We start from the raw sequence: 13,276 nt of genomic DNA, 5'->3' as shown, positions 1-13,276 counted from the left end.
TGTCGAAGGGTGGTTGAAAGCGCTCAAAGAGGACAAGCGGGCGATTTTTCGTGCGGCATCTGAAGCGCAGAAAGCTGCCGACTTTGCTTTGCAAGCAGCAGGTCAAAGCAAGGAGGTGGCAGCATGATCCCTGATTATCACAGCGATGACTTTGCGACCGCACGTCTAGAGGACACAGTGAGCATTCGGAGCGCGGCCCGTGAGGCCCGCGCAACGCTTTACGCGGTGTTGAACCGGCTGGAGCTGAACGATCTGGAGGGCGAGGAGCAGCCCTATATCGACGATTGCCTTGGGGCTCTCGCAATTCTTGAGGAAGCGTTGCGATGACCTTGGCAGGCATCAAGGCAGCAGTGGACGCGGGCAACCGCGTTCATTGGGTCAACAGCGGGTATGTGGTGACGCGTGATGACCTCGGGCAATACCTCATCACTTTCACGCGAAACGGGTCGGCTATCGGTTTGACCAGTTGGGATGGCACCCGCCTGAACGGCAAGCCTGACGAATTTTTCATCGGGGAAAACGCCGAGGTTTGCCATGAAGTATTCTGACATCAGGCAGGCGGCCCGTGAGGGCCGCGCCAGCGTGCATCTTCATGGGTTTTGCAATCTGCCCGATGGCGGGCAGGAGTATTGTGACGATCTGGTGCTGATCGATGGCTGGGCGATTTATGTCCGAGTTGAGACCCCGGACGACCCGCAACAGCCCTTTGATCTACACGAGCTGCCCGATCATCAAACCTATGCCAGCGCCGAAGGCGCGGCCCGCGCAATAGCGCTGCAATTGCTTGGCGAAGCTGAGGCGTGGAACCACGACTAGTGGTGCCATGCCTTGCGCATGTGGCCGTGCTTTGCCCGGCGGTCGCAGCCGATGGCTGCTCCAAACGGAATACAGGCAGTTGATGCAATATTATAATATTGAATCAATTATGGCGAAGTGCCATAACGGAGCTGCCTGTATGATGCTGGCAAGAAATAGGGGTGATTACTTCACATGGTCCGACCGCGCGCACCACGGCACAAACGACTGACGCAAACCCAGCGTTTTGCCATTGTGCGCAAGCGTGCTGAGGGCATCCCGGTCGAGGATTTGGCCCGTGATTTTGGCGTCACGACCCGCAGCATCTTCTACACATTGAAGGCTGACCAAAGCCGCAAACTTGACGGGCGCGTGCGGTCTGAATTGGTAAATGTCCGGCTCACCCCGAAAGAGCTCTTGGGCTTTGATGCGGCTCTCGCGCGGCATGACATCGCCAGCCGTGCGGAGGGGCTGCGGAGGCTCATCTATGCATCGAATGACCTGTTTGTTCCCGATGACGAGTTGGCCGAACAGATGCAGGGATTGTCGGCCTCGCTCAATCGCATCGGTAACAACATCAACCAGATTGCACAGCGCCTGAACGAGGCGAAGCGCCAGGGCAAAACGCCACCCTATGGCAATTCTGCACATGGCCAGGTTCGTGCCTTGGCGGGATTGATCTTCAATATTGCGGACCAGGTTCAGGACATGGCGCAGCGTCGCCGCAGCGCTCTGTCTGGAGAGGTTGCCCGCGTTCTGGGAGGCTTTGCCGATGGCACGGAATAGTGCTGTTGTCGCAGCCCAAGATGCCTTCTTCGATCGCGACTGGAGCCGCATTCGCGGAAGTGCGCCGCGTCAGCGTCAAAAGCAGATGGCGCGCGCTGCCATGGGGCATTCGCCCGCGATCTTCAAAGGCATCCGCGACGGCGGGACGCACAGCAAAGCGCAGCTGCGCAACCAGCTGGAATATCTCACGACGAAGTCGAGTTTCATCATCGATAGTCGTGGCACCTATGACGGCCAAAGCGTGCTGTCAGCCAAAGAAATCGATCAGGTCAAACGTCGGTTTTCGGCGCAGTGGAACGAGGGGTTTCATCCAAAGCTGGGGCATACCTCGCACCTCTTGATGGCTTTTCCGATTGGTACGCGTGGCGCTGACGTGGCCGATATCACCCGAGAAATTTGCGAGCGGTTCTTTCAAGGCGAAGGCAGCCATTTCGATTATATCGTGGCCGTGCACGAGGACCGTGATCACCCGCACGCGCATATCGTTTTGAACCGGCGCAGCAAGGACGGCCAGTTCTTCTTTCTTAAGCAGGGGCACCACTTCAACTACGACAGTTTTCGCGAGGCAATGGTGGAAGTGTCTGACCGGTATGGGCTGCGGCTTGAGGCGACCCGCAAGGTCGAGCGTGGGATCACGACGACAAGCCCAAACGATGTTGAACATCGCGGCGCGAAAGCAACTGGGCAGGCGTTGAGCGAACGGGAGCGCGTAGGACCAGAGCTTGACCGCGTTCTGGCGGAGGTGGCGAAGAACGCGCGGCTTTATCGCGGCCTAGCGGCAGAGGCCACGCGCGAGAACCAACTTGATATTGCGGCAGCCCTGGAAAAGGCCGCGACGCTTTTGGCGCAGGGAAAACCAATTGAAGCAGATGGAAAGGTATATGGCATGGCTGAAGAACAGCGTTCGTTTGATGAGGTCGTGGATGCTTTCCATGACAAGATTGGCCAGGCCGAGCGTGTTGTCGCCGAGGCCCCAGTCGAGCGCCGTGCCGAGCTCGAACACGGGCTGAACGACATCTATCGCTCCTTGTCGCATCTCAGCCCGATTGGCACGCAGTCTCACACATTGCTGGAGGATGCTTCAAAGAGCGGGATTTATTCTGCTGCCAACATTCGGGCCGAGGTTGGAGACCTATTGCAGGATCCAGATCTGGCTGAGCGTGTCGAGTTCGCTTTGAAAGGTACTGGCATCAGTGTGCAAGAGGTGACCCGCCGCATTGAAATCGGCGCGGGCAACGCTGCTTTGGAGCGGCATTGGCTTGGGCAGGATCTGAAGGCAATCGCAGGCGACGAGGGCTTTGACCTGTCGCGCACCGATGAGCTCGAAAAAGCGATCGACCGCCTTGATCAGATCCATACAGATCTGGGGCGCGTGTTGGCGGAGGAAAATGTCCTCAAAGACAGTGGGGTGGCACAGGACATGGAGCCCGTCGAACGGGAAATTATCAGCGATCGATTGCCGCCCATCACTTCGGAAGTCTTGGATCGGCAGAGGGAAGACCCAACCACGGATCCTTTCCGGAATGACTTGGAGCGCGAAACTTTGCGGGTCGAGTTGGAAGAACTGGTCGGCAAAGAACATGTCTCTGACCTCGCGGCAGGCGACGAGAGTCCGCTGGACGAGCATATGAGCGACCGTCTGGACCGGCTCTATGCGGCCAAGGCCTACCTTCAAAGCGATGCCGCCTTGGCGAATAGCGAAGCGATGGAACAAGTTCTTGATGAAATCGCCAATGAAGAGGTCAACGTTCAACGCGAGCGGCACGTTGATGCGGACGGGGAGAAAGGCGTGACACATGGGTAAGATCCGGATCGCGCTTGGCGTTTTCAGCTTTGCCTTGCTCGGCGCTGCTTTGGGCTATGTGCTGGCCTCGGCCTTTCTGACCTTCCACTGGTTCGGGGTTGGCGCGGATATCGATTTTTTGATGCTGGCACGCGGTTACGCGGCCCTTCGGACATCTCAGCCAGACGATATTCAGATCGTCCACCTGATCGTCGGGATCAGCACCGCTTCCGGTGTTCTTCTCAGCGCCGTATTGATGAACGACGCGCTGACCAAGTTCGGTGAAACCCATTGGCAGCATATGTCCGAGATGAAGCGGAATGGCTTTTTCGGCAAGACCGGTCACGGATTTGTCCTTGGCAAAATGGGCAAGCCCAAGAGCCGAAAGCCATTCGTCATGTCCAAGGTCTTCCCGCATGCCTTGATCGTGGCTCCGACAGGGCGCGGTAATCCGGCAGTCACCGCAAAGAGCATCGCCATCATCATCTGTGGTGGTCCGTCACCGGCGATTTCCAGCAAGGCCTCAACAACCATGTCAGCACCGCCCGTTTTTTGAAGCGCATCGGCCAAAGGCAGCATGCCAGCTACAAGGACAATGCTGCTCCAGTGAATCGAACGATACGCTCGATCAGCGGAAATAGTGCGACATAGCACTGCAGCAACAGCAGCCAGAATCACGGCCACGACCACCGGGACGACCCCCGACACGCTTAACGCGACCATGCCGGCCAAGATCAACAAGGACGTCAGGAATTTGTTAGGAACAAGCGGACGTTCCTCACGCTCCTTAGGGACCCGAAGCAGTACAAAATCATGGTTTCTGTCGAAAAAGGCATCAATCTCCTCTGTTGGCCCTGCGATCAGCAAACAATCCCCGATTTTGAGGCTGGTACCAAAAGGATCCGCCAAAGTTTCGCCGCCACGCAGAACGCCAATTACATCGACACCATATGTGTCACGGAAAGCGTATTCCTTTACGCTTTTACCAAGGATAGCCGCCTCTGGGTGCACCAGAATATCAGCCACGCCAACAGACTCCCGCCATTGGCCGGTGGCCTCGGTCACAGCTCCGAGATATTTAAATGAAGAAAGTTCTGAGACTTTGCCCAGTTCATCTCGCGTCCCAGAAATCAGGAGTTGGTCGCCAGGTAAAAGCTCCATTCCGGGGACAAAGGCATCCGATTGACTGTGCTGGTTCGAAGGGCGACTACGCGCGAGAACCCTGGCTTCACTGTCATGAAAAATCGCCTCAAGGTCGGCTCTTGGCTTCGAGACCACTTCGACAAGGTGGAATTGGTCCAGCAGAGCGTAGTCGTCCAGAAACTGCAGTGTGGATTGCCGGTTCTTGGCTCGCCCCATTGTCTGTTCACTGGCGTCGTGTGCAAACCCGGTTAGAAGCTTGCGACCAAAGGCCAAGAAGTAGATGATGGTGGACATCAAAACGACCAGCCCGATAGGGAAAAAGCTAAAAAAGCCGAGCGCTTCGTAACCGGCTTCTTGCAAGCTATCGCTGACAACAAGGTTGGGTGGCGTTGCGATCAACGTGAGCATCCCGCTAATCAATGCGGCATAAGACATTGGGAGCAAAAGCCGGGATTGTTGCAGTCCGGTGTCGGCCGCAATCCTCAAAATGACGGGAATGAAGATCGCGACCACGGCAGTAGAACTCATCACGCTGCCGAGTAATGCGGCTCCGAGTATCAACAATATGGTTAAGCGTGTTTCACTGCGCCCTCCATATCCCAAGATCAAGTTGCCAATGGTGTGCGCGATGCCGGTGCGTTCCAGCATTTCGCCGACAATGAGCAACCCAACAACCATTATGACAACTGGACTGCCAAAACCGGACAACGCCTCATCCGAGGTCAGCACACCAGACACAATCAGCGCGATTACAACTATGAGAGCAACCAGATCATATCGCACCCGATTGCTTGCCATCATTCCCCCGGCGACCGCGATCAGAACAAAGACAAATTCTGCGTCTCCCATCATGTCTGGGTTTTTTCCGAATTAGAACGTCAAATAGCTAAAGGTAGGGCTAGGTTACCGGATGGCACATTTCGAAGCTTGGTTGCTGCCGGCTATAGTATGTTGGCTATTGATGGCGCTCGATGACTTTACCACTTGTTTGAAAAGACAACCCCTGAGTGCCGGTTCCGCCGACCATCAGGGCGTTGGCCATTGGTTCAACGACCATCGACGGCGCCTCCCACCTGACCACGAAATTAGCGCCGGTTCCGCCAGTGTTTTCGCGAATGCCAATCACGTAGTCACTCGATTGAAAGCTGGATAGCGGGAAAGGCTCATCGACAAAATCGCGCAACAGAGTACCATCCTTGCTATAGTACCGAACGTCCGTCAGCTTGATCTTTTCCTGGGCATCGACGTTGTGAACAACCAAGGTTGCAGCCAAGGGCTGCCGCTCAGAATCGCTGACGGGGACTTGTGAAAAGGCCGGAACATAGATTGTGCCGCCTTTGGATAGGACAATTTGATTGTCCGCCTGAGCTGCAGCTGAGCCGGAGACAAGCATAATTAGGGCAAGCAGTTTTTGAAAGACTCTGGTCTCTTTAAGTCTTGGCATCATCCTGTCCATTTGCTCGTTTGTTTGGGTCATAGTGACATGACTTCAGGGGGTGTGAAAGTGCGACTATCAGAAATGCATGCCAGTCAAAGCGAGAGAGTTGCAGTGGGTTTTCTAATGGTGCGTACCAACTGCTGGCCCGCAATCTGTTCCATTACTCCAACTACAAGTTCAAAGTCAGGGTCGACACTCGGCACGGCTGTTTCAGGGCCCTCAAATTGAAGGCGTAAATCAGACGCATGAATTTGCTTTCTCAATGGCCTTGAGGTCTTTATGTTTTTTCGCAAGGCCAACATCTCGCGGCGGTTGAAGTAGTTCGTTACCTTGTACGTCCATCGGAACTCACTCAACACGCCAATCATTGTCTCTAAAGGAGCCTCAATATGCGTCGTAGGAAACCAATAAACGTCGCGGCCAGCTTGTCTATTGCCTGTGTTGCTCTGACTTCTGAGGCGATGGCTGGTGAATGCAATGCTGCGGACATCCCAGTTGTGCCCGATGTTAGGATCCTAACTGCGGAGACTGTGACTTCTCCCGCCCCTCATTGCCGTGTGGTTGGGGAACTTGGGACAGAGACAGGGTTTGAGCTCCTTTTGCCGGATGACTGGAATGGCAAGTTCGTCATGGGCGGTGGGGGTGGCTTCTCAGGCGATTTCAACAACGCAGCTTTGCGGATGGCAAATATCCTTACCGACGGCTGGGCGACCGTCACGACAGACACTGGGCACAAAGGCAACAACATTGTCGCTTCCTGGGCCCTTAATAATCTGGAGCGGCAGGTCAATTTCGGGTTTCAGGCGGTGCACCGGACGGCAGTCACCTCCAAAGCAATCATTGCAGAGTACTATGGGGACGATATCCAGAGAAATCTCTTCGTAGGATGTTCCCGCGGTGGTGGGCAAGCGATGATGGTAGCGCAACGTTCTCCAGAATTATTTGAGGGGATCTATGCCGGGGCGCCAGCCTATTATTGGACCAAGGAAATGGCCGGTCGCTGGACCTATGACGCTATGAACATGTTTCCCGACCCGACCCAAATCTCCGCTCCTGTCATTGATGGCGAGGCTCAGGCCCTGATTGGGAACGCGATTATGGCGAGGTGCGACACAATTGACGGGCTGAAGGATGGGATCCTGAACGACCCGCGGCAATGTGACTTTGAGGTCGCAAGCCTTCAATGCGGTGAGGTGGGCAGCAACCAATGCCTAACAGAAGATCAAGTTCGAGTGGCCGAAGATCTTTTTCGTGAGGTGGAATTTGGCGGTACATCCTGGCCAGGTATGCCGATGGGCGCTGAGCTGCCTGGCAACCCGCTCGGATGGTCGATGTGGACCACCGGAGGGTTTGTCGAAGGTAATGACCTCGACTTCCACCCAGGTGAAAGCGACGGTGATGCATTTGAAATGCCTCCCATTCCCAATGCCACTTGGGGGTTCGCAACGCAGATGATGAAGTACTTCTTCTACAGCGATCCCGAATGGAGCTATGAGGGGTATGATTTTGCTGATTTTGCTTTTCACGCTGCACGTCTGAGCACAACGCTTGATGCGAATAGTCCTGACCTTTCTGGGTTCCGGGCCAAAGGTGGCAAGCTCATCCTCGACAATGGGTGGATGGATGGATCACTGTCAGCTTTCGGAACCATCGATTACTATGAGGATGTCTTGAACTTTGACGCGACAGCGCACGAAGATGTGCGCTTGTTCATTCGGCCGGGGGTAACGCATTGCGCAAATGGTCCCGGCCCGGACGGCACCAACTACATCGCCGCATTGGAAGACTGGCTCGACTCGGGCGTTGCCCCAGATCAACTCCACGCCCCATTCGTGGATCCGCTCACACGCCAGGCGACCGGAGGGGGACGTATCATCTGCGCACATCCATCCATTGTCACCTACGACGGCAATGGCGATCCCAATGTCGCCGATAGCTTCTCATGCCATACTCCTGAATGACGTGACGGCTGCCCAAGCGCAGCCTCCGCGGCTTTGGTTCCCAACAACACGCCCCCTAAATAAGAGCAATAGATGGACCCGTTCAAAGAAAGACTGCTGACCTTGCGATCGCTTTTTGTTGCAATGGCTGCGGTTCAACTTGTCACCGCAGCCTCCGGCACGCTCGTTGCTCTCTATTTTGCCGAGACCGGCGCTTCACAAGAGGCAGCAGCACTTGCACCCGCATTTTATTCGCTTGGGTTTCTCTTAGGCTGTTTTTACATCGCAGGCTGGCTGAGCGCGATTGGACATGTCAGGGCGTTTGCGGCAGGTGCGGCAATCTGCATCGCCTCGACGCTTGCCTTCCGCATTGATCACGACCGAGCCTTGATCGTCACGCACCAGCGCTAGGCGAGAGTTGCTACCCGTGCCGAGCAAAACGCTGAGCTCTTTGTTAGTGAGCCCCAGCATCGCGTAATCACTGGTCGAGGCGCGGATGTTTGGAAGCAATAGCTGCGTCGGCACAGCCTCGACAATCGTCTTGCCGGTGCGGGTTTTCTCGAGTTGGCTTGCGTATTGGGTCATCATCACGACGACCGCGTTCTGTTTGCGCGCCGTGACCAGCCAGTTGCTCAGCCGGTCTGCGAAATACGGGTTATCCAGCGCTTTCCAAGCTTCATCGATGATGATCAGCGTCGGCTTGCGATCTTCGATCACGCGTTCCACCCGCCGAAACAGGTAAGAGAGGACCGCCATGCGCTCTTTCTCGCTTTCGCTGTCGAGAATGCCGGTCAGGTCGAACCCGACGACATCACCATCGAGCGAGAAGGTATCCTCAGAGCTTTGCCCGAAAATCCAACCGTAGCGGCCATCAGCGGTCCATTCCTGAATCCGCTCGAACAGATCCCCTTCATCAGCCCCCGCCACAAAGAGCGAGGCCAGATCCTGCCAGTTGCGAAGGGCGGCATCGCTCGCCCCGGCGTTCTGGCGCACCACCTCCTGAATGCGGTTGATCTGAAACGGGCTCAGAGGCTTGTCGGCGCGATGCAGTAGCGTGGCCAGCCAATCAGACAGCCAGGCTTGCCCGCGCCCATCGATTTCCGTGCACAGCGGGTTCAGGCCGGTCGATTCACCTGCCTTGATGGCACTGTATCGCCCCGCATTGGCCCGCACGGCCATTTCCATACCCGCACGATAGTCGAAGACAAAGACGCGCGCGTCGCAGCGACGCGCTTGGGTCATGAGGAAGGCCGACAGCACCGATTTGCCTGAGCCAGGACGGCCGAGGATCAAGGTGTGCCCGCCTGTCGGTTCTTTGTCCGGCTGACCCGTCTCATGATAGTTGAACAGGAAGCCCGAGCGTTCAGGCGTCGGGAAGAGGGAGATTGGTTTGCCCCAGGGCACATGATGGCCAGCCTTTCCAAGTTGACCGCGATGAAGCGCCGCGAGATCGGCAAAGTTTGTGTTGGTGATGGCGGCCTTGCGGCTGCGCATCTGTCCGTTTCCCGGATGCTGCGCGAAATAGTGAGTTCGCGCAGCGAAGCTTTCGTTCACCAGGTTTACGCCTTCACTGGCCGCGATGTTGCGTACTTCGGCGGCGATTGCTTCCAGCTTTTCCTCGGTCTCGGCGAAAACCGTGACGGTCATGTGATGATCGCCAAAGCTGAGGCGCTTGGATTCCAGATCGTCCAGCGCGTCGACCAGTTCTTCAGCAAGAGAAATCGCGCCGTCATCGCTGGCCTTCATCAGGCGCTGTTGGCGTTTGATCCGGCTGGCCATGATGTTGCTGTTGATCGGCGTGAAGGAGTGCGTGACCACCATGCCGACGGGCAGGTTCAGCTCATCGAACATGGTGCAGTTGGTTTTGGCCGGATAGGTCTTGATAGCAAAGCTGGTACCAAACCGCTTGCCCGTCGTCCCATCGTCGAGCGCAAAACCTCGCCCCTGAAACGTGACGCGGGTGTTTGCCACATCCTCGGCAATGATGCCAAAGCGGGATTTTGCGAAGAGCGGTCGCTCTTGGCCGATGTTGAGCGCCCCGAGGAAACCAAACAGTTCGCCGCTTTTGGCCCCAAGAAGACGCGGGTTCATCTCGGCAAAGGACGATCGCAGAAACCCGACGACTTCCTCGAGTTTGCGCAACTGCTTGGCTGTCTGGTCTTTCAGCTGTGCGATCGAATCCGCGCGTTTCAGGTGCAGCCTTGCGCGCAGGGGAGGACGTTTCAAAACCGTGAGTGTGAGCGTTTTGTCCCGCAGGCCCGCCCGCGCCATCGCCGTTTGCCAGCGGGTATCCAGTTCTTGCGCAAACCCTTCCTCGCGAACCGGCGGCAAGGCAGTCTCAATCGCTTTTGAAACCTTGTGCACATAGAAACTGTACTCCGGCCCGATCTGCGCGATGATCGCCGCAAAGAGCGCGCGGATCTTCTCCAAATGCGCGTCCTCGCTGGTCATGCTGTTGACGCCGTCAAGGCGGATGCACTGGAAAAGGGCATTGCCGCGCGTGCGGATCGTCACGTCATTCACGAGGCTGACATAGGGCAGCATGCTGGCCATCGGCCGCTCTTTGCGCGCCCATTCTGGCAGCATGGCAAGATCATCCGAAGGATCACGGAGCATAGCTGTCCCCCGAATGGATCTTGCGGTTCGGCGTAGGGGGCGTTTCCTGCAAAGCGGTGACCATCACTTCAAGAAAGGCCGGATCCCAATCCGCCGCTTTCCACAGCGCAGGATAGGCCACGGCTGCGATGATGATCACCGGCCAGCTCTGAACCCAGAGAAACAGCAACACAAAGGGGCCTGTGATTGTGTCGACGATGCCTTGTAGAAGATTCTGCACCGGCGAGAGGTCGATACTTTGCGCGAGTGCGGGATTGGCAATCATCAAACTGGCCAGAGCCAGCGAAAGGATCATGCGGATTTGTGTGTGCATCATGAGGCTCCAGTCAGTCGATCACGCACGGCCATGACACGGCGCACGTGATTTTGGGTTTCTTGGTAGGGAGGAATGCCGCCGTAGCGCGTGACCGCGTTAGGCCCCGCGTTGTAAGCTGCAAGTGCAAGTTCTGGCGTGCCAAATTGGGCAAGCATCATCAGAAGGTAACGGGCAGAGCCGTCCAGGTTGGCCTGCCAGTTATGGGGATCGACACCAAGCTGCACAGCTGTCGCAGGCATCAACTGCCCGAGGCCAATCGCACCTGCGGAACTGCGCGCATTCGGGCGATAGGCGCTTTCGATCTCGATATTGGCTTGGAAAAGCGCGCGCCAGTCAGACACAGATAGACCGGCGCGGCGTAGGGCAGGGTGTCCGCCATAGCGATGCGCGGTACTTTCAAGGGCTTCGAGGATTTCGGGACGGGGGATCGCGCGGGCGGATGCACGTGGCGGAGCTTCAGGCTCAGGAGCTGAAAACACAATCAGTTCTGGTGGGTTCGCGCCAATCCCGTCGATATAGCTTTGCGCGAAACCGGATTGTGGTGCTTTTGTCTCCAACTGGCCATCGGTGCGCATGGAGAGCACGAAGCCTTCAGAGTAAGCTGGCGCAGCGAGAAGCGAAGTACCAAATGCAAGTAGCTTAGTCGACGTCGTCCAGCTGATGCGAGGCGACTTTGCCCTCAAACATCGGGATAGAAATGATCGAAACGCCCAGCCCTGCAAGGAAGCTCGATAAGCCGTTGATTGTCTTGAATTCCCTGGCAGTCATGTTGTTGCGCGCGGTGACGAGCAGGCGGCGCGTCTCGCCATCTGACGAGACGCAATGCACGGTCCAAACTCCGGACCACTGAGCACCTGTACGTTTGGGCGTAACCCGACACACAACATCCGCCGAATGACCCTCGGCAAGCAGCGTGCGCAGCCCGTCTTCACTGACAACATTAGGGGCGTCTTGCATCAAATTCATAGGATCGAGCCTTGCAGAATTGTGCATTAGCCCGGCAGTCCCTCATGGACTACCGAACCGATACAATATTATAATCTTGCAATCAATAGGTGCAATTTGAGTTATTGCGCCCTTCATGCGTTGAAACAAATTTACTGCAACGGAGTGGCTTAGCCAAGATAATATGGCGCTTTTGAAACAAACGTGGGCGGTTATGGTCCTTCTAAGCTGGGGATCTGCTTCGGCCGCGGGCAGTTGCCTGCCGCCTGTGCAGCCCTGGATGCCGACTAATGCGGATGACGTGCAGGAATATGCTGACCTGTTGAGGCGCGATGCGGAGACGTATTTTGCCGATGTCGAGCGGTACTTCCGTTGTCTAGATCAGCAGCGGCGTGAGGTCTTCGAGCAGGCGCGCGAGATCAGCGAAGAGTACGCGCGCGTTTTGGAGCTTGTGGACGGCGTGAGGAAATAACGCCCGTCCTCACGTGGAGAAAGCTGCCGTTCAATAAGGCGGCGGCGAAGGTCGCCAGTGCGGACTTTCCGGACTTGTGCAGGCGCAGCTACTGCTCGCGCAGCATTGCTTTGCATATGCAGCGAGCTCTACGCCGCAACGTAGCCCAAGGCGCAGAAGCGACCGTTGCCGGTCGGTTTCGACGGCCTCATCCAAACAACACTTTCGACGCATAGCGCGTGAATGGGCGAGACGCGGACAAGTCAATCATCCTTGTTAAAGACAGGCTCCCGTTTTTCGAGAAACGCCAGCATGCCCTCTTGGGAATCTGCTGTGTTACGCGTGAGCAGCACCGCTGCCCGTTCATCAAGAATTGACTGCTGCAAGCTTTTCGCCTCAAAGCCAACGATGGTGTCGAGCACGCCTTTCACAGCAAGACGCGGCTGCTTTGCAAGTTCCTCTCCTAGAGCCTGTGCCCGTGCCTTGATCTCGGTGACCGGGCAAGTATCCATGACCAACCCAAACTTCAGGGCTTCTTCTCCGGAAATTTTTCGTCCCCGAAGGATCATATCGAGCGCAACATCGCGGCCAACCACCCTCGGCAGGCGGCCAGAGCCGCCCCAAGCGGGGACCGTGCCGAGATCCATCTCCGGCAAGCCGATCTGAGCGCCCGCATCCGCAGCGAGCCGGAAATGACAGGCCAGCGGTAGTTCAAGCCCGCCCCCCAAACAATAACCAAACAATGTTGCTATGCTGGGTTTGCCCAGGTTCTCGATGAGATCGAGGACCCGCAGGCGTTGGTCCAGAACCGCCTCCAATGATCCCTTGCGTTCGATGCCCTCGGGAATCTGCTTCAGATTCATGCCAACCGAAAAGTGGTCTTCGCCCTCTGATGTAAACACAAGCGCGCGAACAGAGTTGTCAGCGCCCAGTTCCGGGACCAGACGCTCAAGCTCGTCCATGTATTCAAGGGTCATGCGGTTATAGGGCGCATCATTGTTGGACAATGTGGCGACATGGTTTTTTATGTTCAGTAATACAGCGCTCAATGTCGTTTCCTAGT

At 56.4% G+C, this 13,276-nt stretch carries 15 protein-coding genes; 7 read left to right on the top strand and 8 right to left on the bottom strand.

Translation table 11 applies throughout. The features are described 5' to 3' along the window. Positions 1-123 precede the first annotated feature (123 nt). The 5 genes from TRM7615_RS24570 to TRM7615_RS24550 all read left to right on the top strand — a co-directional run bounded on the left by TRM7615_RS24570 (position 124) and on the right by TRM7615_RS24550 (position 3,385). A complete protein-coding gene (locus TRM7615_RS24570) occupies positions 124-327 on the top strand; it encodes a hypothetical protein (protein ID WP_108792619.1) in 204 nt (67 codons plus the stop codon). Then, positions 324-548 carry a hypothetical protein gene (locus TRM7615_RS24565; protein WP_108792618.1) on the top strand — a complete coding sequence of 75 codons (225 nt, stop codon included), beginning with the start codon at positions 324-326 and terminating at the stop codon, positions 546-548. The genes TRM7615_RS24570 and TRM7615_RS24565 overlap by 4 nt, the downstream gene beginning before the upstream one ends. Further along, positions 535-816 (top strand): hypothetical protein, encoded by a 282-nt coding sequence (locus TRM7615_RS24560; protein WP_108792617.1) that lies wholly within the window; start codon positions 535-537, stop codon positions 814-816. Before TRM7615_RS24565 ends, TRM7615_RS24560 begins: the two co-directional genes overlap by 14 nt. Before the next feature lie 174 nt (positions 817-990). Next, positions 991-1,581 (top strand): MobC domain-containing protein, encoded by a 591-nt coding sequence (locus tag TRM7615_RS24555; protein ID WP_108792616.1) that lies wholly within the window; start codon positions 991-993, stop codon positions 1,579-1,581. Next, positions 1,568-3,385 carry a relaxase/mobilization nuclease domain-containing protein gene (locus TRM7615_RS24550; protein ID WP_108792615.1) on the top strand — a complete coding sequence of 606 codons (1,818 nt, stop codon included), beginning with the start codon at positions 1,568-1,570 and terminating at the stop codon, positions 3,383-3,385. The genes TRM7615_RS24555 and TRM7615_RS24550 overlap by 14 nt, the downstream gene beginning before the upstream one ends. Here TRM7615_RS24550 and TRM7615_RS25695 read toward each other — a convergent pair. The 3 genes from TRM7615_RS25695 to TRM7615_RS24535 all read right to left on the bottom strand — a co-directional run bounded on the left by TRM7615_RS25695 (position 3,324) and on the right by TRM7615_RS24535 (position 5,984). Further along, on the bottom strand, positions 3,324-3,710 hold the full coding sequence (locus TRM7615_RS25695) for a hypothetical protein (RefSeq protein ID WP_165821537.1): 387 nt from the start codon (positions 3,708-3,710) through the stop codon (positions 3,324-3,326). The two genes, TRM7615_RS24550 and TRM7615_RS25695, sit on opposite strands and share 62 nt — an antisense overlap. Beyond that, positions 3,707-5,359, bottom strand: coding sequence for an SLC13 family permease (locus tag TRM7615_RS24540; RefSeq protein WP_108792614.1), 1,653 nt, complete (start codon positions 5,357-5,359; stop codon positions 3,707-3,709). The genes TRM7615_RS25695 and TRM7615_RS24540 overlap by 4 nt, the downstream gene beginning before the upstream one ends. A 103-nt stretch (positions 5,360-5,462) precedes the next feature. Then, positions 5,463-5,984: a DUF3124 domain-containing protein gene (locus TRM7615_RS24535; protein WP_108792613.1), complete on the bottom strand. Its 522-nt coding sequence runs from the start codon at positions 5,982-5,984 to the stop codon at positions 5,463-5,465. Positions 5,985-6,334: 350 nt separating this feature from the next. On the opposite strand from TRM7615_RS24535, the gene TRM7615_RS24525 reads away from it, so the two are divergent. Then, a complete protein-coding gene (locus TRM7615_RS24525; protein ID WP_108792611.1) occupies positions 6,335-7,906 on the top strand; it encodes a tannase/feruloyl esterase family alpha/beta hydrolase in 1,572 nt (523 codons plus the stop codon). Positions 7,907-8,152: 246 nt separating this feature from the next. On the opposite strand, the gene TRM7615_RS24520 is transcribed toward TRM7615_RS24525, so the two are convergent. The 4 genes from TRM7615_RS24520 to TRM7615_RS24505 form a co-directional block, all read right to left on the bottom strand. After that, complete coding sequence (locus tag TRM7615_RS24520; protein WP_306417742.1) at positions 8,153-10,501, bottom strand: VirB4 family type IV secretion/conjugal transfer ATPase; 2,349 nt, start codon at positions 10,499-10,501, stop codon at positions 8,153-8,155. Further along, on the bottom strand, positions 10,491-10,814 hold the full coding sequence (locus TRM7615_RS26065) for a VirB3 family type IV secretion system protein (protein WP_222850557.1): 324 nt from the start codon (positions 10,812-10,814) through the stop codon (positions 10,491-10,493). Before TRM7615_RS26065 ends, TRM7615_RS24520 begins: the two co-directional genes overlap by 11 nt. Continuing rightward, positions 10,814-11,392: a lytic transglycosylase domain-containing protein gene (locus tag TRM7615_RS24510; RefSeq protein WP_108792610.1), complete on the bottom strand. Its 579-nt coding sequence runs from the start codon at positions 11,390-11,392 to the stop codon at positions 10,814-10,816. Before TRM7615_RS24510 ends, TRM7615_RS26065 begins: the two co-directional genes overlap by 1 nt. Before the next feature lie 64 nt (positions 11,393-11,456). Then, the gene (locus TRM7615_RS24505) at positions 11,457-11,783 is read right to left on the bottom strand and encodes a hypothetical protein (protein ID WP_108792609.1); all 327 of its coding nucleotides are present in this window, start codon (positions 11,781-11,783) and stop codon (positions 11,457-11,459) included. 163 nt (positions 11,784-11,946) lie between these two features. Between TRM7615_RS24505 and TRM7615_RS24500 the strand changes: the two genes are divergently transcribed. Continuing rightward, positions 11,947-12,234: a hypothetical protein gene (locus TRM7615_RS24500; protein ID WP_108792608.1), complete on the top strand. Its 288-nt coding sequence runs from the start codon at positions 11,947-11,949 to the stop codon at positions 12,232-12,234. A 242-nt stretch (positions 12,235-12,476) separates the two neighbouring features. On the opposite strand, the gene TRM7615_RS24495 is transcribed toward TRM7615_RS24500, so the two are convergent. Then, positions 12,477-13,262 carry an enoyl-CoA hydratase/isomerase family protein gene (locus TRM7615_RS24495; protein WP_207775273.1) on the bottom strand — a complete coding sequence of 262 codons (786 nt, stop codon included), beginning with the start codon at positions 13,260-13,262 and terminating at the stop codon, positions 12,477-12,479. Positions 13,263-13,276: the final 14 nt, after the last annotated feature.

This window comes from Falsiruegeria mediterranea M17 (genome assembly GCF_900302455.1).
In the GTDB taxonomy this organism is placed as follows: domain Bacteria; phylum Pseudomonadota; class Alphaproteobacteria; order Rhodobacterales; family Rhodobacteraceae; genus Falsiruegeria; species Falsiruegeria mediterranea.
This window is presented reverse-complemented; position numbering and strand designations above follow the sequence as displayed.

Coding starts and splice junctions, on each gene's coding strand:
- TRM7615_RS24570 (WP_108792619.1), top strand. CDS start 124: ATGATCCCTGATTATCACAGCGATGACTTTGCGACCGCACGTCTAGAG.
- TRM7615_RS24565 (WP_108792618.1), top strand. CDS start 324: ATGACCTTGGCAGGCATCAAGGCAGCAGTGGACGCGGGCAACCGCGTT.
- TRM7615_RS24560 (WP_108792617.1), top strand. CDS start 535: ATGAAGTATTCTGACATCAGGCAGGCGGCCCGTGAGGGCCGCGCCAGC.
- TRM7615_RS24555 (WP_108792616.1), top strand. CDS start 991: ATGGTCCGACCGCGCGCACCACGGCACAAACGACTGACGCAAACCCAG.
- TRM7615_RS24550 (WP_108792615.1), top strand. CDS start 1,568: ATGGCACGGAATAGTGCTGTTGTCGCAGCCCAAGATGCCTTCTTCGAT.
- TRM7615_RS24540 (WP_108792614.1), bottom strand. CDS start 5,359: ATGATGGGAGACGCAGAATTTGTCTTTGTTCTGATCGCGGTCGCCGGG.
- TRM7615_RS24535 (WP_108792613.1), bottom strand. CDS start 5,984: ATGACCCAAACAAACGAGCAAATGGACAGGATGATGCCAAGACTTAAA.
- TRM7615_RS24525 (WP_108792611.1), top strand. CDS start 6,335: ATGCGTCGTAGGAAACCAATAAACGTCGCGGCCAGCTTGTCTATTGCC.
- TRM7615_RS24520 (WP_306417742.1), bottom strand. CDS start 10,501: ATGCTCCGTGATCCTTCGGATGATCTTGCCATGCTGCCAGAATGGGCG.
- TRM7615_RS26065 (WP_222850557.1), bottom strand. CDS start 10,814: ATGCACACACAAATCCGCATGATCCTTTCGCTGGCTCTGGCCAGTTTG.
- TRM7615_RS24510 (WP_108792610.1), bottom strand. CDS start 11,392: ATGCGCACCGATGGCCAGTTGGAGACAAAAGCACCACAATCCGGTTTC.
- TRM7615_RS24505 (WP_108792609.1), bottom strand. CDS start 11,783: ATGAATTTGATGCAAGACGCCCCTAATGTTGTCAGTGAAGACGGGCTG.
- TRM7615_RS24500 (WP_108792608.1), top strand. CDS start 11,947: ATGGCGCTTTTGAAACAAACGTGGGCGGTTATGGTCCTTCTAAGCTGG.